Source organism: Lysobacter sp. ISL-50, from assembly GCF_018612875.1.
In the GTDB taxonomy this organism is placed as follows: domain Bacteria; phylum Pseudomonadota; class Gammaproteobacteria; order Xanthomonadales; family Xanthomonadaceae; genus Lysobacter.
In genome coordinates this window covers 14,677-32,953 of record NZ_JAGGRI010000008.1, presented here as the reverse complement: position 1 = coordinate 32,953, position 18,277 = coordinate 14,677, and the positions used below count along the sequence as shown (strand labels likewise).

Here is an 18,277-nt window from a genome sequence, read left to right as displayed (position 1 = left end):
CTAGCCGCATCCCACCGCCATGGCGCCGGCGCTGACCCGCAGCGGCGGCGCGGCCGGTTTCGCAGATCATCGAGCACGCACCATGACCCTCCTCGTCACCGGCAGCGCCGGCCACCTGGGCGAAGGCCTGATGCGCCGCCTGCGCGCGCAATCGCGCGACGCGCGCGGGCTGGACATCAAGCCGTCCGCGTTCACCGACCGGGTCGGCTCCATCGCCGATCGCGATTTCGTCGCCGACGCCATGCGCGGCGTGCGTTGCGTGATCCACGCGGCCACGCTGCACAAGCCGCACGTGGCCACGCACAGCTACCAGGACTTCATCGATACCAACCTCACCGGCACGCTGACCCTGCTGCAGGCCGCGCTGGCCGCGGGCGTGGAGTCGTTCGTGTTCACCAGCACCACCAGCGCCTTCGGCGCGGCGTTGACGCCGGAGCCGGGCGAGCCGGCGACCTGGATCACCGAGCAGGTCGCGCCGATTCCGAAGAACATCTACGGCACCACCAAGATCGCCGCCGAAGGCCTGTGCGAGCTGTTCCATCGCAAGCACCAGCTGCCGGTGCTGGTGCTGCGCACTTCGCGCTTCTTTCCCGAGGACGACGACGACGCTTCGGTGCGCGAGGTGTTCGAATCGGCCAACGTCCAGGTCAACGAGTTGCTGTATCGCCGCGCCGACATCGACGACGTGGTCCAGGCCCATCTGTGCGCGATCGAGCGCGCGCCGGCGCTGGGCTTCGGCCGCTACATCGTTTCGGCGACCACGCCGTTCTCGCGCGAGGATCTGCCCGCGCTCAGCCGCGACGCCGCCGCCGTGGTCGAACGCCTGTTCCCGGACTGTCGCGAGTTGTACGCGACCAAGGGTTGGAAGCTGTTCGCGCAACTCGACCGCGTCTACGTCAACGACGCCGCGCGGCGCGACCTGCATTGGCAGCCGCGCTTCGGTTTCGGCTATGTGCTCGACTGCCTGCGCGCCGGCCTGGATTTCCGCAGCGCGCTGGCGCATGAGGTCGGGGTGAAGGGCTATCACGCGCAGCGCTTCGACGACATGCCGTATCCGGTGGCCTGAGCCGGGGCAGGGCGGCCGCGGCGGCGGGCAGGAGAAATCCAGGTCAGGCGGCTAGAATGCGGATCGGAGCGATCGCGCGGCCCGCCGCCGCGATCGCTCGATATTCGAGCGCTTCCAACCCCCTGGGCCGGAGCGCGCGCAACCAGGAGCGCTGGGCGATGGAATCTGATCCGCCGATGAAACACCACCGCAGCGCGACGCGGGCCCGCGGCGCATGAGCTGGATCGCGCTGATCTGCCTGGGCGCCAGCGACGGCGCGCGGGTCGAGAACCTGCTCGGCGCCGCGGCGCGGCTCGCGGCCGATGCCGAGGTCGTCGGCGTGCGCGCGGTGTCCGAGCTGTACGGCGATCGCCACCGTGCGCATCGCGGCGGCGCCACGGTCAACCTGATGCTGGCGCTGGAATACACAACGGCGCCGGCGATCGACGCGCTGGAGCGCCGCTTCAAGCGCCTGGAAGCCGATTTCGGCCGCGAACGCGACCCGCGCCGGCAGATGCCGGTGCCGCTGGACATCGATCTGCTCGGCGGCATCGACGCCGCGCCGCAGTGGCAGGCGCGTTACGACCCGGGCCGGCCGTATCTGTTTCATGGTCTGCAGCAATTGCCGTTGCCCGCGCTGCAGAGCGAATTGGCCGTGCTGGCGCAGCAGCGCGGGTTTCGCGCGGAACACAATGCGAGCGGGTTCTACAGTTTCGCCAGCGCTGAGTTCGTGCGACGTTATTTGAGCGAGCGGGTTGCGGGCGTGGTGCCGGTGGTGTCGCAAAGGGAGGCGGGCTGATGTCGCGGGTTACCTTGGTTACCGGCGCCTCGCGCCGCATCGGTCGCGCCATCGCCGAAGCCTGCCTGACCCGCGGCGAGCGCGTGGTCGCGCATCGGCGCAGCGCGGACAGCGTCCCGCAACCGTTTTGCGCACCGGTGCTGGAGTGGTGCTGGGACATGAACGAACCGCTGCCGGCGTTGCCGGAAGCGGACATCACCGACGTGGTGTTGAGCGCGTCGCTGTTCGAACGCGGCTACGCCTGGGGCGCGCTCGGCGCGGCCGACGGCGGCCCGGGCCGGATCGAGGAAGAACGCGAGCGCCTGCAACGGCATCTGCGCGTGAACCTGCTGGCGCCGTGGGAACTGGTGGTCAGCCTGCACGCGCGCCGGCCGCTGCGCTCGGTGGTGATGCTGCTCGACACCTATCTGGACCGTTCCTTCGCCGGCCATTCGGCGTATCAGGTCAGCCGCGCCGCCGGCGCTGGCATGGTCCGCGCATTGGCGGCGGAGTTGTCGCCGTGCCGCGTCAACGCCGTCGCGCCCGGGACCGTGCTGCCGTCGGTGCGCGACCCGGCCGAACGCGCCGAGCAGGAAGACGCGATCGCCGCGCGCACGGTGCTGGGGCGCATGGGTTCGGTCGAGGACGTGGTCGAAGCGGTGTTGTATCTGCGCGATGCGCCTTATGTCACCGGCGAGATTCTGCGGGTGGATGGGGGGCGGTTCAAAGTTTGAGGTTTGCTGTGTCGAATAAACGGAGTCAGCAGAACCAAATCGTCTCGCGCTCCGCTCCCTCTCCCGCTTGCGGGAGAGGGCTGGGGTGAGGGGATAAGCGCCGTAGGCGCGAATGCTCTTGTGTGGAGTTCTGCGACTACCGTGCCCTCACCCCAACCCCTCTCCCGCAAGCGGGAGAGGGGCTCCGTCCGGGATGAACAGCATCGTCAGTGGTCGATTGAACTCGCGTCGCACGCACGCAAACGCATCCGTCGCCAACGGCGACGGATGCGCAAGAAAAAAGCTCAAGCCCGAGCGACCAGCTCAGCCACGCGCCGCTGAAAATACTGACGCGCAGCCTGCGCATTGCTGCGCGCGCGTTCCCAAGCCGAACGCGCGGCGTCCTGGGCATGCTCCCAGTCCAGCGCCGAACCCAGGCGGATGCGCTGGTAGCGTTCGCTCAGATCCAGCAGCGGATCGTCGAAGTCGCGATCGGGATGTTCCAGGTGCGCGGAAATACCGACGTAGAACGCCGGCGCATAGTCGCTGAAGTGCAGTCCGTCGCGGTAGAACTCGGCGTCGCGGTAGTGAATGGCCCAGTAACTCAGCCCAGGAGTGGTCGGAGTGGGGCGGCCTTGCAAGGTGGTCGTCATCGCTCTGGCTCCGCATGGGAACCCCTGTGCCTGAATGGTGCCGGAGGCAGATGTTAGCTGTACGTAAATGCGAGGTCGGGATTCCGGCAGTGCAAACTGCGTCGCATCTTGCTTGCGAAATCGCTCCGGCTCGCTTGACCGTTGCGCTTGCATTCGCCGAATTCGGCAAAAAAAGGGCCCCGGCATCGCGCCGGGGCCATGAGCGTGCGCAGTTGCGTTCAGGGACCTTGCGCCGCGGCCACCGCGGCGTTGGCGTCGATCAATCCCGGGCCGCAGCCGCCGGGGCACTTGGCGGCGGCGATCGGCCGCGCGGTGCTGGTCAGGATGGTCTGCACCTGCGCGGTGGTCAGCGCCGGCTTCACCGATTTCATCAAGGCGACCACGCCGGCCACGTGCGGCGCGGCCATCGAGGTGCCCTGATAGAAGTTGTAGCCGTTGCTATCGACGGTGGACAGCACGCCGTTGCCCGGATGGTTCTGCGTGCACTTGCCGCTGACCGATTCGCCCAGCGCGAGGAACTCGGTGGCCGGCGAACAGGTTTCGCCGCCGGGCGCGGCGATGTCGATGCCGGCGCCGTAGTTCGAATACCAGGCGCGGTTGCCGTTGATGTCGCTGGCGGCCACGGTGATGGTGTTGGGACAACTGGCCGGAGTGAAGCCGGCGACGTCGGTGTTGCTGTTGCCGGCGGCGACCACCACCACCGCGCCGTTGTTGGTGGCGGCGTTGATCGCGTCGCGATAGGTCAGCGTCTGGCTGCAGGCCTGCGCGCCGCCGAGCGAGAGATTGATCACGTCGGCCGGATTGGCGTTGGCCGGAATGCCGCTGACGCTGCCGCCCGACGCCCAGACGATGCCGTCGGCGATGTCCGAGGTCTGGCCCACGCCGCCGTTGCCGAGCACGCGCACCGGCAGGATCTTGGCGTCGCGCGCCACGCCGGCCACGCCGAGGTTGTTGTTGGTGACCGCGGCGATGGTGCCGGAGACATGCGTGCCGTGTTTGATGTTGGACGAATCGGTGGCGTTGTTGTCGCGACCGTTGCCGTCGTTGCCGCCGCCGCAGTTGTAGGGCAGGCCGGCGAACAGGCAGGCCAGGCCCAGGCCGTTCACCGAGGCCACGAAGTCGTAGCCGGACAGGATGTTGGCGTTGAGATCGGTATGGCTCAGATAGCCGCTGTCGACCACCGCCACCACCACGCCGGCGCCGCTGGACCGGTCCCAGGCGCCGGGCCCGTTGATGCCGACCGCGCTGGCGGCGTAATGCCATTGCTCGTTGTAGCGCGTGTCGTTGGGGATCAACTGCGTGCGCATCATCAGATCGGGTTCGACGTATTCCACCGCCGGATCGGCGGCGATGCGCTTCATCAGCGCCAAGGCATCGACGCGGTCGAGGCGGCGATCGGCGCGGATCACGTCGGCGCCCAGCGACATGCGGCGCACATGCGCCAGGCCCAGCCGCGGTTGGCCGGAGGCGGTGGAGGCAGCGGCGGCGCGGGACAGCGCTGCGTTCAGGCTCGCGGCCTCGAGACGCGCGTGGCTGCCGCTGCGGTATTTGACGATGAATTGATCGTACTGGCCGGCCGGTTCCAGGCCGTTGGCGTTGACCACGCCCGCGCCGGCGGGCGCGGCGCAGACGGCGGCGAGCGCGGCGGCGGTGGCGATGGTGAGCGGGCGAAAGGCCCGGACGATGCGGCCACTGACGAGCGGCCGGGAAGCGGAGCGCATGGATGAGTGCGACATCGGCGAAGCCCTCACGTTGATAGGCCGCTGGCAGCGGCGGAAGGGGCGGGCCCTCGCGGTGCGGCGCGATCGTGTCGTCGGGTGGAGAGCCCGCGTCCAATGTAGGCGTCACCGGCACCGGGATGCCGCCGGCGGCCACTACAAAAGCGTGTGAATTGGTGATGCCCGGCACCGTTCCGGCGCGCAGGCACATTGCGCTTGCGCTGTGCTTTTCGTCGGGGAAGGGCCGGGCCAAGCAACTGGGCCGCAATGCGATCGCGGTGGTGGCCGAATGAGCGGGCGCGCGTTCGATGCCGGCGGCGAACCCGCGCCTGCGTGGACCCCGTGGGCGCCCGAGGGCGGCTGGGAGCGCTTCGCCGCGCGGCAGGCGGTGTTCGGACGCGATCTGGGACCGCATGTCGGAACAAGGCGGGCAGTGGCATTACCTCAATCCGGCCGGCGGCCTGTCGATCTGGGAATGCAGCGCCGACGGCAGCGCGATCCTGATCGACTGCCGCGACGATCGCATCGTCGCGCTGCATACCGACGGCGGCGCGGCGCGGCGGCATTTCCTCGCGGTCACCGCGCCGTTCGGCTCGCTGGAGCAAGCGCCGGCTTGAAACCGCGCTCGCCAGGCTTCGGCCGGGCGCCGATGCGCGAACTGCGCCGCCGGTATTTGCCAGCGCGCGACGCCGCTCTCTAGAATCCCCGCACCGGTGGTCCGGGCCGCCCCGGCGCCCGCTCCCGACATCAGGGCAGGGCATGGCGCAGTACGAAAGCAGTTTCGCGCAAGCGCGCATCGGCGTGATCGGGCTGGGCTATGTCGGCCTGCCGCTGGCGCTGGAGTTCGGCAAGCGCTACGACACCGTCGGTTACGACATCAATGCCGTGCGCGTGGCGCAGCTCAGCGTCGGCGAGGATCATCATCGCGAGAACAGCGCCGAGGAGATCGCCGCCGCGGTCCGCCTGCGTTTCAGCGCCAGCCTCGAAGACCTGGCCGATCGCGAGGTGTACGTGATCACCGTGCCCACGCCGATCGACGAACACAAGCGCCCGGACTTCAATCCGCTGATCCAGGCCAGCCGGGCCTTGGCCGGTTTGCTCAAGCGCGGCGACACGGTGATTTACGAATCCACCGTTTATCCCGGCGCGACCGAGGAAATCTGCATTCCCGAACTCGAACGCAGCTCGGGCCTGCGCTGCAACGAGGATTTCTTCGTCGGCTACAGCCCGGAGCGGATCAACCCGGGCGATCGCCAGCGCCGTCTCGTGGACATTCCCAAGGTCACCTCCGGCTCCACCCCGGAAACCGCCGACCGGGTCGATGCGCTGTACCGCAGCATCATTCCGGCCGGCACCCACAAGGCCTCCAGCCTGCGCGTGGCCGAGGCGGCCAAGGTCATCGAGAACACTCAACGCGATGCCAACATCGCCTTGATCAACGAGTTCGCGCTGATCTTCCAGAAGCTCGGCATCGACACCACCGAGGTGCTGGAAGCGGCCGGCAGCAAGTGGAATTTCCTGCCGTTCCGGCCCGGGCTGGTCGGCGGCCACTGCATCGGCGTGGACCCGTACTACCTGATCCAGAAAGCGCAGAGCGCCGGTTACTACCCCGACATCCTGCTGGCGTGCCGTCGCATCAACGACTCGATGGGCAGCCACGTCGCCGCCGAAGTGGTCAAGCGCATGATCCAGCGCGGCATCGCCCTGGCCGGTTCGCGGATTCTGATCCTGGGCATCACCTTCAAGGAAAACTGCGCCGACCTGCGCAATACCCGGGTGATCGATCTGGCGCGCGAGTTCGGCGAATACCGCGCCCAGGTCGAGATCCACGACCCCTGGGCGCACGCCGAGGAAGCGCGGCGCGAGTACGGGGTGGACATGGTCGATCGGCCCGAAACCGGCGTCTACGACGCGATCGTGCTGGCGGTGGCGCACGAAGAGTTCCGCGTCCTCGGCGCCGCCGGCGCGCGTGCCTACGGCAAGCCCGGCGCCTTGCTGTACGACATCAAGAGCCTGTATCCGCGCGATGAGGTGGATGCGCGGTTGTAGGGATGGGCGAGGGCGCCGCGATTGGCGCGTAAACGCGCTGGGGTTTGCTGTAGAAGCCGCGCACTTCGAGTCTTCAGCGCGCAGCCCCAAGGCCGTCATTCCCGCGAACGCGGGAATCCAAAGACTTCAGCGCCATTCTTCCAGACCGTCATTCCCGCGAACGCGGGAATCCAAAGACTTCAGCGCCATCCTTCCAGACCGTCATTCCCGCGAAGGCGGGAACCCAAAGACTTCAGCGCCATCCTTCCAGATCGTCATTCCCGCGAAGGCGGGAATCCAGAGACTTCAGCGCCATCCTTCCAGAACGTCATTCCCGCGTTCGCGGGAATGACGGTAGGTGGTGTCGGCATGGTCGTGTGCCTGCGTAACGGTGAGCAGCGCTACGGCAACTCCGCAGCCGCGCCGCAGCTCCCCGCAGCGCTCTCGCAGATCCCCGCAGTCTCGCCACTCCGCCACCCCCGCAGCCCCGCAGCCTCACAGCGCAACCCCGCCACACCCACCACCCACCTCCCGCCCGCCGCCGTACAGCCAATCCACGCGCCCGAGGGTATGCTCGGCCTCAGCTCGTGAACCCATCCGATCGCCATGCGCTATGCCGCTTACGTTGCAAGTCTGATCCTGACCCTGATCTCGGCGGTGCTGGTGTTCGCGCATCACAGCGATTGGCTGTGGGGCGTGGCCGGTTTCGGCGCGGTGGCGATCCTGGGCACGCTGGACCTGCTGCAGACCCGCAGCACGCTGCGGCGCAACTACCCGGTGCTCGCGCATTTCCGCTACGGGCTGGAGTCGATCGGCCCGGAGATGCGCCAGTACTTCATCGAGGCCGATACCGCCGAGGTGCCGTTCTCGCGCCAACAGCGCGCGCTGGTCTATCAACGCTCCAAGTCGGTCAACGACGTGCGCCCGTTCGGCAGCCAGCAGGATGTCTACAGCCTGGACTACGAATGGATCAACCATTCGCTGGCGCCGACCGCGCACGTCGCGCACGATTTCCGCATCACCATCGGCGAGAACACCGCGCATCCGTATTCGGCCAGCGTGTTCAATATCTCAGCGATGAGTTTCGGCTCGCTGTCGGCCAATGCGATCCGCGCGCTCAACAAGGGCTCCAAGCTCGGCAACTTCTACCACGACACCGGCGAGGGCTCGATTTCGCCGTATCACCGCGAGAACGGCGGCGATCTGGTCTGGGAAATCGGTTCGGGCTACTTCGGTTGCCGCGATGAGCGCGGCATGTTCAGCGAGGAGCGCTTCCTCGCCAACGCGCGCGACGAGCAGGTCAAGATGATCGAGATCAAGCTCTCGCAAGGCGCCAAGCCCGGCCACGGCGGCGTGCTGCCGGCGGCCAAGGTCAGCGCGGAAATCTCCGTCACGCGCGGCGTGCCGATGGGCCAGGACTGCGTGTCGCCGGCCGCGCACACCGCCTTCGATTCGCCGCAGGGGCTGCTGCGTTTCGTCGCCCGATTGCGCGAACTGTCGGGCGGCAAGCCGACCGGATTCAAGCTCGCCATCGGCCATCCTTGGGAATGGTTCGGCATCGCCAAGGCGATGCAGGAAACCGGGATGTTGCCGGATTTCATCGTCGTCGATGGCGCCGAGGGCGGAACCGGCGCGGCGCCGGCGGAATTCATCGACCACGTCGGCGTGCCGATGCACGAGGCGCTGATGCTGGTGCACAACACCCTGGTCGGGCTGGAGTTGCGCGACAAGATCCGCATCGGCGCGGCCGGACGCATCACCAGCGCCTTCGATATCTGCCGCACCCTGGCGATGGGCGCGGATTGGTGCAACGCCGCGCGCGGCTACATGTTCGCGCTGGGCTGCATCCAGGCGCAGAGCTGCCATACCGACCGTTGCCCGACCGGCGTGGCGACGCAGGACCCCAGCCGCTGGGGCAAGCTCGACGTGCCGGACAAGTCCACACGCGTGTTCCACTTTCACGACAACACGCTCAAGGCGCTGCGCGATCTGCTGTGCGCGGCCGGACTGACCCATCCGAGCGAGATCGGTCCCGAGCACATCCTGCGCCGGGTTTCGCCGACCGAAGTGCGTTCGCTCGGCGCGCTGTACAACTTTCTCGCTCCCGGCGAACTGATCGGCAAGATTCCGGCGCACGCGGTGTTCCAGTCGTTCTGGGCCGGCGCGCGCAGCGATTCGTTCCGGGCGCCGGAGCGGGTGCTGGCGATGCGCGGCAGCAAGTCGTTCTGATGGCGCGCTGATCGCGAGGTCTTTTGTGGGAATTTTTGTGGGAGGGGCTTCAGCCCCGATGCTTTTCGTTCCGATCGCCACGAATCCGGACAAGCTGATCGAAAAGCATCGGGGCTGAAGCCCCTCCCACAAAAACTCCCATATAAAACTTCAGCGATGCGCGCCGGCTAGAGCAGTTCGAGCACCCGCTCAGGCGGCCGCCCGATCACCGCGCGTCCGCCGTGCACGAAGATCGGCCGCTCGATCAGGCGCGGATGCGCGACCATCGCCGCGATCAAGGCCGCCTCGTCGAGCGACGCCTCATCCAGCCCCAGCGCGGCATATTCGTCCTCGCCGCTGCGCAGCAGCGCGCGCGCCGAAACGCCCAGCAGCTTGAGCAAGGCGCGCAGTTCAGCCGCGTCGGGCGGCGATTCGAGATAGGCGACGACGGCCGGTTCCAGGCCGCGCTCGCGCAACAGCTCCAGGACGTCGCGCGACTTGGAGCAGCGCGGGTTGTGATACAGCCGGGTCGGGGCGGTGTGGGCGTCGTTCATCACTGGATTCCGGCGCGCGGCAGGCCGCGGGCGCTCGCCGCGGAAACGAAAAAAGCCGGCTTTCGCCGGCCTTTTCGTCGAACTGGTGGGCGGTGCAGGGTTCGAACCTGCGACCCTCGCCGTGTGAAGGCGATGCTCTACCGCTGAGCTAACCGCCCGATGTTGAATCGGGCCGCAGATTCTAATGGGCCCAAACGCAACAGGCAAGCCTTGCTTGCGATCGCCCTGAAAAAACGGTGATCGGCGCGGATAGGCCCCGTCAGCGCGGCTGCGCCGAGCGTCCGCGCCGCAGGGCCGCGACCGCTGCGCGCGGGGTTGCCCGCGCCCGCGCCGCCGCCCACCGCCCGCCTCAAAGATCCAGCACCCAGTCGTTGTATCCGTCGAAATGGGTCGGGTGGGCCTCTCGATAGGCCTTGACCTCGTCCATGTGGTCCTTCTCGCGCTTGAAATCGGCTTCGCGCTTGGCCGGGTCGAGGAAGGGCGCGTAGCTTTCGGCGCCGCGGTCCTTCTCCCACTGTTCGCGGAAATGCGCGAACTCCTCGCGATGGAAATCGAAGATGCTGCGGTCGCCCGGCGCCTGCCGGCCGCCCCAATCCTCATGGCTCAAATCGGCGATCACGTCGTTCTTGCCGCCGGCATTGCGGAACTCGGCCAGCGTGGTCACCGCATAGTCGTACTTGAGGTTCCAGTCCGGCCGGGCGATGCCGTCCTCGGCCAGGTTCTTGAACCACTCGTACTGGTCCTTGACGAAACTCTTGTCCTTGGCGCTCTGCACCCAGGTGCCGATCAGCAGGCCGACCACGCCGGCCGCCACGCCCACCGCCGACAGGCCGCGCGACAGCGTCGTGAGCACCCGCGATGCAGTGCTGGCCTGTCCGCCCTGCGCCGCGCTGGTGAAGGTGCTGAGCGCGTTGGCGCCGGCCGAGGCCAGTTCGCTGGAACCGGAGATCAGGCTCAGCACCGCCTCGGCGCGATCGCCGGGACTGCCGTCCTCGCCGAAGGCCTGCTCGACCGACATGCCGCCGGTGACGACGTCGAGCACGCCGCCGGCCACGCCAGTGAACTTCGACACCACATCGACCGCCGCAGTGGCCGAGCGACTCAGGCGCGAGGCATCGGCGCCGGCTCCGTTGCCGGAGATCAGACCGCCGAAGCCCTTGGTGATCTCGTCCGCCTTGTCCACTCCGGTCGGCTCCGGCACATCGGTCGCGGCGACGCGTTCGCCGACCTTGCTGACGATGCTGTTGGGCTCGGCCGAGCCGACTCCGATCGCGTCCTGGGTCTTGCCGTCGACGCCGAGCAGGGTCAGCGCCGAGGCGTCGATGCCGGCCAAGTTCGGCAACACCTTGGCCGCATCGGGCAGTGAACCGACGAAACTGATCAGACCGCCGGCCACGGCGAGGTTTTCCTCGGCCGTGCCGAACTCGCCGGTACTCAGCGAATGCACCGCGCCGGCCAGGCCGAAGGCGCCGGAGATCGCCGGCAGCAGGCCCTGCGAGTCGAACTGATCGAACAGTTTACGGATCGAATCCTTGTCGCCGCTGGCGAAATCGACCTTGGAGAACGCTTTGTCGATGTCCTCGGGCTTGTAACCGTTGGCGCGCAGTTCGGCCGCGACCTTGCCCGCGTCCACGCGCGCATCGGCGCCGTCCTTGCCGAGCAGACTGTCGATCTGTTCGCCGATCTCGCCCGGCAGGCCGGTGACGGTGTCGAGCGTGCCCTTGACCGTTTCCAGCACGTCGGCGACGCCGCCGCCCAGGGCCTCGTCATCGACCTTGGTCGGGTCGGCGAAGGCGCTGTCGAAATCCTTCGCCAGCGCGTTGGCGGTGAACTTTTGCCCGGCGCTGCGGGCGCGGTCGGGATCGAGCAGCGACAACTGGCTGATCGCGTCCTCGACGTCGGCGCGCGCGCGTGGCGCGTCCCAGGACGGCAGCTTGGAGATTTCATCGACGTAGTCGGCGCTTTCGACCACCTTGGCGAGTTTGTCGGCCATCGCCTTGCGATCGGCCTCGGGCACGGCCTTGACCGCTTCGTCGAGCTTGGCGGCGAAGTCCTTCGCGATCGGCTCGCGCCGCATGAGGTATTCGATTTCGCGGTTGATCGCGGCGCTGTCGAAGATCTCCTTCATGTCGGCCGGCTCGAGCTGGGTCAGGCTTTCGACCTCGGTCTTGGTGCCGGTCCAGGGTTTGAAGTCTTCGTAGGTCGGCTTGATGAACTTGCCGTTGCTGACCGCGTCGCGCGCTTCCAGCAATCGCACCAGCTTGGCCTGGTCACTGTCGGGCTCCAGGTCGTCCTTCTTGTACTGGTCTACCAGGCCCTTGTATGCGGCCTGGCCGATGGTGAGTTTCTCGTCGCCGCTTTCGATGTCGGTCTTGAGCGAAAACGCATCGGTGTCTTTCTTCGGCGGCAGGTCGGCCTTGCCGCGAGTGAGATCGATCGTGGCCGCGCCGACATCGAGGTATTTCTGCTCGGCGGCGGCGAAGATCGAGGGATTGCCGATTTCGGCGACGACGTGCTTGGCGCCGTCCTTGGTGATGAAACGGGTGTAGCCGGGCCGCACTTCGCCGGGGACGTCGACGGAGCGGATGTCGTCGTAGGTGATCTGGGCGTCGCGAGCGACCATCTGGTAACCGCCTTCGGTCACGCGATCGTGAATGCGTTGGCCCTCGGCGACCGGGTCGGGCTTGCCGCGATAAGGTTCGTGGCCCGGCCCGCTGGTGGGGCCGTTGGATTTGCGGGCCGGCGGTGTTTCGACCGCGTTGTATTGCATCTGCGGCAAGTACGTCGGCGCGACGCGCGAGGTGGCATCGATGGCCATGAGCAACTCCTGTGGGGGCAGGTCGATGTAACGACGGTGCCCGGACGAGGTATCGCGGCACATCTGGGGAAAACCCCTGAAACACGAACACGCACGTGATGCGCATCACGGAGCGATGACAGCGCTGTCTTTTGTTCAGGCTCGCGAGCGCGCGCACCCGATCTCGCCGGAGCCGGGCGGGCGAATCGCAGCGATCGCGATTCGCCCGCCGCGCGCGGATTAGCGCAAGCCCATGGATTTCAATCCGCCTATTCCAACTGTTCCTTCGCGTAGTTGGCGTCCAAGGCCTCCATCGCATCGAGCGGCTTGAGCTTGGCGGCCTTTTCGTACGCCGCCGCGGCCGCGTCTTCCTGCTTGTCGCCGTGCAGCAGGATCAGCACGTTGCCGTGTTCGATATGCGCGATCGGCGAGTCGGGCGTGAGCTTGAGCGCGGCCTTGATGTGCTTGTCGGCATCGGCGGCTTTCGCGCCGTAGGTCAGGCCGCCGATCATGCCGCCGATCTTGTTGATGATCTCGGCGTGGTACAGCGCCATCGCCGTGTGAGCTTCGGCGTGCTTGGGTTCGAGCTGCAGCGTGGTGTCGAGCGCGGCGCGCACCTTGCCGGCGATGCCGGCCTTGAGCGCCTTGGCGATGCTCAGGCCCTGGCTGTAGCGGCCCAGCGCGAAGGCGTGGCGGTAATGGCTGTTGACCTCGTCGGGCAGCGCCGCGACCGCGGTCTCGGCGATCTTGGCCGCCTGCTCGTAGCGTTTGAGCTGTTCGGCTTCGTCATCGACCAGGTAGGTGGCGTGAATTCCCAAGGCTTTTACCGCGACGCTGGCGCCGACCGGGCCGAGCGCCTGGCCGGCGTCGAAGGCGGCCTTGAAATCGCCGCGATGGAATGCGCGCCACGCGTCCTGCAGCGCCGCGGCGAGCGCGTCGGCGTCCAGGCCCTTGGGCGCGGCCTTGCCGGCGGCCTTGATCAGCGCGGTCGCGCGCTTGGCGTCGGGATATGGTTCGGCATCGCCGGCGTGCAGCTTGGGCCAGGCTTTCTTGAGAGCGTCGCCGGCGTAGGCGTAGCCCTTGGCATCGTGAGGAAAAGCGGCCCAGGCGGATTTGGCGGCCATCAGCAGTCCTTGTCGAACGGATCGGATCGGATGGGCAGCATCCCGCCGCGGCGGGGGCGCTGGCAAGAGGCAGCGCGCAAGCTGTGCGCAGACTGAAGCGGCTAGTGTGATTGCTCGATGGGGCGCGGCCACAGTGCGCTGGTGGAACCGCCCATTCCGGGCGGTCGGCGGAGCAAACGATGGCAGCTGTGAAACGCAAGAAGCCGGTGGCGGCGAACGAAACCACGCTGCGTCACCTGTGGCTGGCCGGCCTGGGTCTGGCCGTGATCGCGCGCCGCGAGGCGCTCGCCGGCGCTGGCCGCGCGGCCGGTCGGGTCGAGGCGCTGCAGCAGCGCGTGCGCGGTCTGGCGTCCGACGCGCGCAGCAACGTGCGCGGCGGGATCGAGAACGTGCGCGATCAGGTCGAACCCAAGGTCATCAAGTTCAGCGCCGATGTCGAGGCGCGTCTGGCCCCGGTGCTGGACAAGCTGGGCCTGAAGAGCGGCAAGTCCCGCGCCCAGCGCAAGTCGCGCAAGCCGGCGGCGAAGAAGCCGGTTTCGCGCCGCACCGCGCGCAAGCCGGCCGCGCGCCGCAGCCGCAAGGCCTGATCGCGGCGCGGCCACGAGTCCGGCGATGCGATCGCCGCGGCTAGGGTCGGAACATCGCTGGAAACATCGAAGGGCGCCGCGATGGCGCCCTTCGTTCGTCGACGGCCATGACGGCAATGGTGCCGGCCGAAGCTCAGCCGCGATCGCGCGGCCGATAGCGGTTGACGATCATCCCGCACTCGTAGGCCTGCGAATCCAGCAAGCGCAGCGCCAGCCCGTCCTCGGGAAACAGCGAGCGCCCCGCGCCGGCCGCGGCGGGGTTGAGATAGAACTCGAATTCATCCACGAGCCCGGCCGCGGTCAGCGCCGAGGCGAAACCGACGCCGCCGTAGCAGATCAGGCCCTTGCCGGGCTGCGCCTTGAGCGCGTTCACTTCCCGCGCCAGGCCGCCGCCGGCGATGCGCGTGCGCGGCCAGCGCGGCTGCTCGATCTTGTCGCTGATCACGGTCTTGTCCAGGGCGACGATCTTGCGCGTGAAGTCGAAATCGCGGTCGTCGGGACGATGCGCGGCGGCGGCGGTCCAATGCTCGATGAAGCCTTCCTCGGCCATCGGCCGGCTCAGCACCAGGCCATCGATGCGGTCCAAGGTGGCGTTGAAGCGCTGCTTCAAGGCCGCGTCCCAGGCCCAGGGGCCGTGCCAGTCGAAGCCCCACAACTGCCAGCCGCCGCGCTCGGCGGCGACGCGGCCATCGACGGACATCTGCATCTGCAAGGTCAGCTTGCGCATGGGCGGCTCCGCGGCACGGGGAGCGACGGCGGCGCGCCATCGCGGCCGCGGCAGTGTGCGCCCGGACGCGGGCGCGGGGCAGTGACAACTGTACTGGCCGAAGCGGCCAGGGCGGATCAGTCCAGATAAGCCCGGATCAGCGTATTCAGATGCAGCCGTTCGGCATCGCGCAGGAACGGCGAGAGCAGCATCATCACCTGGACGATGCCGTCGCGGATCGCCGCGTGCTCGTCCTTGTCGCCGCGCGCGGCGGCGTAGTTGAGCCAGAAGGTCGCGATGACCAGCACATTGGTCGCGGTCGCGGCCAATTCATCCCCGGACGCCCGCATGATCCCGGCCTGCGACAGACCCCGCATGACCAGATGCGCCTGTTCATCGGCGCGCTTGAGGATGCGCGCGAAGCGCAGGCGCAGGCGGCGGTTGCGGCTGAGGATCTCGACCAGATCGCGGTACAGGAAGCGGTAGTCCCAGATGCACTCGAACACCAGGTGCAACTGCAGCCAGATGTCCTCGAGCCCCGGCAGGCGCCCCTGGGGCGCGGCGAGCGCGGCGTCCATGCGCTCCTCGAAGCGCGCGAACAACTGCTCGATGATGTCGTCCTTGTTGCGGAAGTGGTAGTACAGATTGCCCGGGCTGATTTCCAGCTCGTCGGCGATATGGTTGGTGGTGACGTTCGGCTCGCCCTGCGCGTTGAACATGGTCAACGCAGCATCGAGGATGCGCTGGCGGGTCTGTTTCGCCATCGGGCTGCCTAGGTGAGAGGACGGGGCGGGCGCGGCGTCAGCCGCGCAGTTTCTTGACCAGATCGACGTATTTCTTCTTCGCCTCGTCCTGCGCGGTGCCCTTGAGCTTTTCCCAGGCCTCGTACTTGGCGGTGCCGACGAAATCGAAGAACCCCGGCTTGGGGCCGTTGACGTCGCCGTCGGCGCCTTGCTTGTACAGCGCGTACAGGCGCAGCAGGGTGTCGTTATCCGGACGGTCGGGCAGGGCTTGGACGTCTTTTGCGGCTTGTTCGAACGCAGACTGGATGTCGGACACGGGCGGCCTCTCCTGGGCACCAGGGTGAAGCGGCATAACAGCACGCGCTCCCCAGGCGGTCAATACGGAGCGGCGCGGTCAATACGGAAAAGAATTGTTACTGCGCTCAGGCTCTGGCACCGTAGCGTCATGCCGCCGCAACGGCGGCCGATCGGGGCCATCCAGGAGAGGGGCATGAGCTATTTCGTCACCGGCGCGACGGGTTTCATCGGTCGCTTTCTCGTCAGCAACTTGCTCAAACGCAAGGGCACGATCCACGTGCTGGTGCGCAAGGATTCGCAAAAGAAATTCGACGCCACCGCCAAGAAGATGGGGTGGGATCTCAAGCGCGTGATTCCGGTCGCGGGCGACATGACCCAGCCCAAGTGCGGCCTCACCGCCGCGCAGCTGCGCGCGTTGAACGGCAAGATCAAGCATTTCTTCCATCTGGCCGCGATCTACGACCTCACCGCCAGCGCGCAGGCCCAGCGCGCGGCCAACATCGACGGCACCCAGCACGCGCTGGACCTGGCCGCGGCCATCGCCGCCGGCTGCTTCCACCACACCAGTTCGATCGCCGCCGCCGGCCTGTATTCGGGCGTGTTCCGCGAGGACATGTTCGACGAGGCCGAAGGCCTGGACGATCCGTACCTGCGCACCAAGCACGATTCCGAAGGCCTGGTCCGCAACGAAAAGCGGGTCAAGTGGCGCATCTATCGCCCGGGCATGGTGGTCGGCCATTCGCAGACCGGCGAGATGGACAAGATCGACGGCCCGTACTACTTCTTCACCTTCCTCAAGAAGCTGCGCGAAATGCTGCCGCCGTGGATGCCGATGCTGGGCCTGGAAGGCGGCCGCATCAACATCATTCCGGTGGACTACGTGGTCGATGCGATGGATCACATCGCGCACAAGCCCAAGCTCGACGGCCACTGCTTCCATTTGACCGATCCGGAGCCGCAGCGCGTCGGCGAGGTGCTCAACACCTTCGCCCGCGCCGGCCACACGCCGGAGATGACCATGCGCATCGACGCGCGCATGTTCGCCTTCGTGCCCGCCGGCATCCGCGGCGCGGTGACCAACCTGCCGCCGGTCAAGCGCTTCATCGGCATGTTGCTGCGCGACTTCAAGATTCCGAAGGAAGTGATGAAGTTCATCACCTATCCGACCCGGTTCGACAACCGCGAGACCGAGCGCGCGCTACGCGGCAGCGGGATCAAGGTCCCGAACCTGGACACCTACGCCTGGCGGCTGTGGGACTACTGGGAACGGCATCTGGACCCGGACCTGTTCGTCGATCGCACCCTCAAGGGCAAGGTCCGCAACAAGGTCGTGGTGATCACCGGCGGTTCCTCGGGCATTGGCCTCGCGACCGCAGAGAAAGTCGCCGCCGCCGGCGCGGTGACGGTGATCGTCGCGCGCGGCGAAGCCGAATTGTTCAAGGCGCGCGACGCGATGAAGGCGCAGGGCGGCAAGGTGTTCGCCTACACCGCCGACCTGGCCGACATGGCCGACTGCGACCGTCTGGTCAAGCAGGTGCTGGCCGATCACGGCCACGTCGATATCCTGGTCAACAACGCCGGCCGTTCGATCCGGCGTTCGATCGAGCTCAGCTACGATCGCTTCCACGATTTCGAACGCACCATGCAGCTCAACTACTTCGGCAGCCTGCGCCTGATCATGGGCTTCATGCCGAAGATGACCGAGCGTCGCAAGGGCCACATCATCAACATCTCCTCGATCGGCGTGCTGGCCAATTCGCCGCGGTTCTCGGCCTACGTCGCATCGAAAGCGGCGCTGGACGCATGGAGCCGCTGCGCCCAGGGCGAGCTGTCGGGCAAGGGCATCAGCTTCACCACCATCAACATGCCGCTGGTGAAGACCCCGATGATCGCGCCGACCAAAATGTACGACAGCGTGCCGACCCTGACCCCCGACGAAGCCGCCGACCTGGTGGTCAAGGGCATCATCGAACGCCCGAGCCGCATCGCCACCCGCCTGGGCATCTTCGCCTCGGTGGTCAACGCCCTGGCGCCGAAGGCGTACGAAGTGGTCATGAGCACCGCCTTCGAACTGTTCCCCGATTCCGCCGCCGCCAAGGGCGATCGCAAGGGCCTTAAGGACGAACACGCCAGCAACGAACAAATCGCCTTCGCCTCCCTGATGCGCGGCGTGCACTGGTAAGCCGCCGCTGGCGGACAAACAAAAAAAGAGCCGGGTAATCCCGGCTCTTTTTTTAGATGTGGCTCAAAGCTTTGGCCCGGCGCAGCTACTGACTCGCGAGACCGAAGGACACCGTAAGAGCCGGGCAACCCGGCTCTTTTTAGC

At 67.3% G+C, this 18,277-nt stretch carries 16 protein-coding genes and 1 tRNA gene; 8 read left to right on the top strand and 9 right to left on the bottom strand.

What is annotated here, in order from left to right; translation table 11 throughout:
* Positions 1-82 precede the first annotated feature (82 nt).
* The 3 genes from J7J50_RS05905 (at position 83) to J7J50_RS05895 (ending at position 2,557) form a co-directional block, all read left to right on the top strand.
* A complete protein-coding gene (locus J7J50_RS05905; protein WP_215060319.1) occupies positions 83-1,066 on the top strand; it encodes an NAD(P)-dependent oxidoreductase in 984 nt (327 codons plus the stop codon).
* A gap of 214 nt (positions 1,067-1,280) precedes the next feature.
* Positions 1,281-1,844 (top strand): 2-amino-4-hydroxy-6-hydroxymethyldihydropteridine diphosphokinase, encoded by a 564-nt coding sequence (locus tag J7J50_RS05900; RefSeq protein ID WP_215060316.1) that lies wholly within the window; start codon positions 1,281-1,283, stop codon positions 1,842-1,844.
* On the top strand, positions 1,844-2,557 hold the full coding sequence (locus tag J7J50_RS05895; RefSeq protein ID WP_215060314.1) for an SDR family oxidoreductase: 714 nt from the start codon (positions 1,844-1,846) through the stop codon (positions 2,555-2,557). Before J7J50_RS05900 ends, J7J50_RS05895 begins: the two co-directional genes overlap by 1 nt.
* Positions 2,558-2,841: 284 nt before the next feature.
* On the opposite strand, the gene J7J50_RS05890 is transcribed toward J7J50_RS05895, so the two are convergent.
* Positions 2,842-3,189, bottom strand: a complete 348-nt coding sequence (locus J7J50_RS05890) for a hypothetical protein (protein ID WP_057943321.1) — start codon at positions 3,187-3,189, stop codon at positions 2,842-2,844.
* A 218-nt stretch (positions 3,190-3,407) separates the two neighbouring features.
* Positions 3,408-4,910, bottom strand: a complete 1,503-nt coding sequence (locus J7J50_RS05885; RefSeq protein ID WP_215060312.1) for a S8 family serine peptidase — start codon at positions 4,908-4,910, stop codon at positions 3,408-3,410.
* A 410-nt stretch (positions 4,911-5,320) separates the two neighbouring features.
* Between J7J50_RS05885 and J7J50_RS05880 the strand changes: the two genes are divergently transcribed.
* The 3 genes from J7J50_RS05880 to J7J50_RS05870 all read left to right on the top strand — a co-directional run bounded on the left by J7J50_RS05880 (position 5,321) and on the right by J7J50_RS05870 (position 9,164).
* Positions 5,321-5,524, top strand: coding sequence for a hypothetical protein (locus tag J7J50_RS05880; protein ID WP_215060310.1), 204 nt, complete (start codon positions 5,321-5,323; stop codon positions 5,522-5,524).
* A gap of 142 nt (positions 5,525-5,666) precedes the next feature.
* Entirely contained in the window at positions 5,667-6,956 is a 1,290-nt protein-coding gene (locus J7J50_RS05875) for a nucleotide sugar dehydrogenase (RefSeq protein ID WP_215060308.1), read from the top strand.
* 585 nt (positions 6,957-7,541) lie between these two features.
* The gene (locus J7J50_RS05870; protein ID WP_215060305.1) at positions 7,542-9,164 is read left to right on the top strand and encodes an FMN-binding glutamate synthase family protein; all 1,623 of its coding nucleotides are present in this window, start codon (positions 7,542-7,544) and stop codon (positions 9,162-9,164) included.
* Between the two features lie 167 nt (positions 9,165-9,331).
* Here J7J50_RS05870 and arsC read toward each other — a convergent pair whose 3' ends face one another.
* The 4 genes from arsC to J7J50_RS05850 form a co-directional block, all read right to left on the bottom strand.
* Positions 9,332-9,697, bottom strand: coding sequence for an arsenate reductase (glutaredoxin) (arsC, locus tag J7J50_RS05865; protein ID WP_215060303.1), 366 nt, complete (start codon positions 9,695-9,697; stop codon positions 9,332-9,334).
* 83 nt (positions 9,698-9,780) lie between these two features.
* Positions 9,781-9,855: transfer RNA gene (locus J7J50_RS05860), tRNA-Val, on the bottom strand.
* A 191-nt stretch (positions 9,856-10,046) separates the two neighbouring features.
* Positions 10,047-12,515 (bottom strand): hypothetical protein, encoded by a 2,469-nt coding sequence (locus J7J50_RS05855; protein ID WP_215060301.1) that lies wholly within the window; start codon positions 12,513-12,515, stop codon positions 10,047-10,049.
* Between the two features lie 248 nt (positions 12,516-12,763).
* On the bottom strand, positions 12,764-13,618 hold the full coding sequence (locus J7J50_RS05850) for a hypothetical protein (protein ID WP_057943314.1): 855 nt from the start codon (positions 13,616-13,618) through the stop codon (positions 12,764-12,766).
* Between the two features lie 179 nt (positions 13,619-13,797).
* On the opposite strand from J7J50_RS05850, the gene J7J50_RS05845 reads away from it, so the two are divergent.
* Complete coding sequence (locus J7J50_RS05845; protein ID WP_215060299.1) at positions 13,798-14,205, top strand: hypothetical protein; 408 nt, start codon at positions 13,798-13,800, stop codon at positions 14,203-14,205.
* A 133-nt stretch (positions 14,206-14,338) separates the two neighbouring features.
* Here J7J50_RS05845 and J7J50_RS05840 read toward each other — a convergent pair whose 3' ends face one another.
* From J7J50_RS05840 to J7J50_RS05830, 3 genes are all read right to left on the bottom strand, one after another.
* A complete protein-coding gene (locus J7J50_RS05840; RefSeq protein ID WP_215060297.1) occupies positions 14,339-14,932 on the bottom strand; it encodes a dihydrofolate reductase family protein in 594 nt (197 codons plus the stop codon).
* A 116-nt stretch (positions 14,933-15,048) separates the two neighbouring features.
* Entirely contained in the window at positions 15,049-15,675 is a 627-nt protein-coding gene (locus J7J50_RS05835) for a TetR/AcrR family transcriptional regulator (RefSeq protein ID WP_215060295.1), read from the bottom strand.
* A 37-nt stretch (positions 15,676-15,712) separates the two neighbouring features.
* Positions 15,713-15,970 carry an acyl-CoA-binding protein gene (locus tag J7J50_RS05830; protein WP_215060293.1) on the bottom strand — a complete coding sequence of 86 codons (258 nt, stop codon included), beginning with the start codon at positions 15,968-15,970 and terminating at the stop codon, positions 15,713-15,715.
* Between the two features lie 174 nt (positions 15,971-16,144).
* On the opposite strand from J7J50_RS05830, the gene J7J50_RS05825 reads away from it, so the two are divergent.
* Positions 16,145-18,133: an SDR family oxidoreductase gene (locus J7J50_RS05825; RefSeq protein ID WP_215060291.1), complete on the top strand. Its 1,989-nt coding sequence runs from the start codon at positions 16,145-16,147 to the stop codon at positions 18,131-18,133.
* Positions 18,134-18,277: the final 144 nt, after the last annotated feature.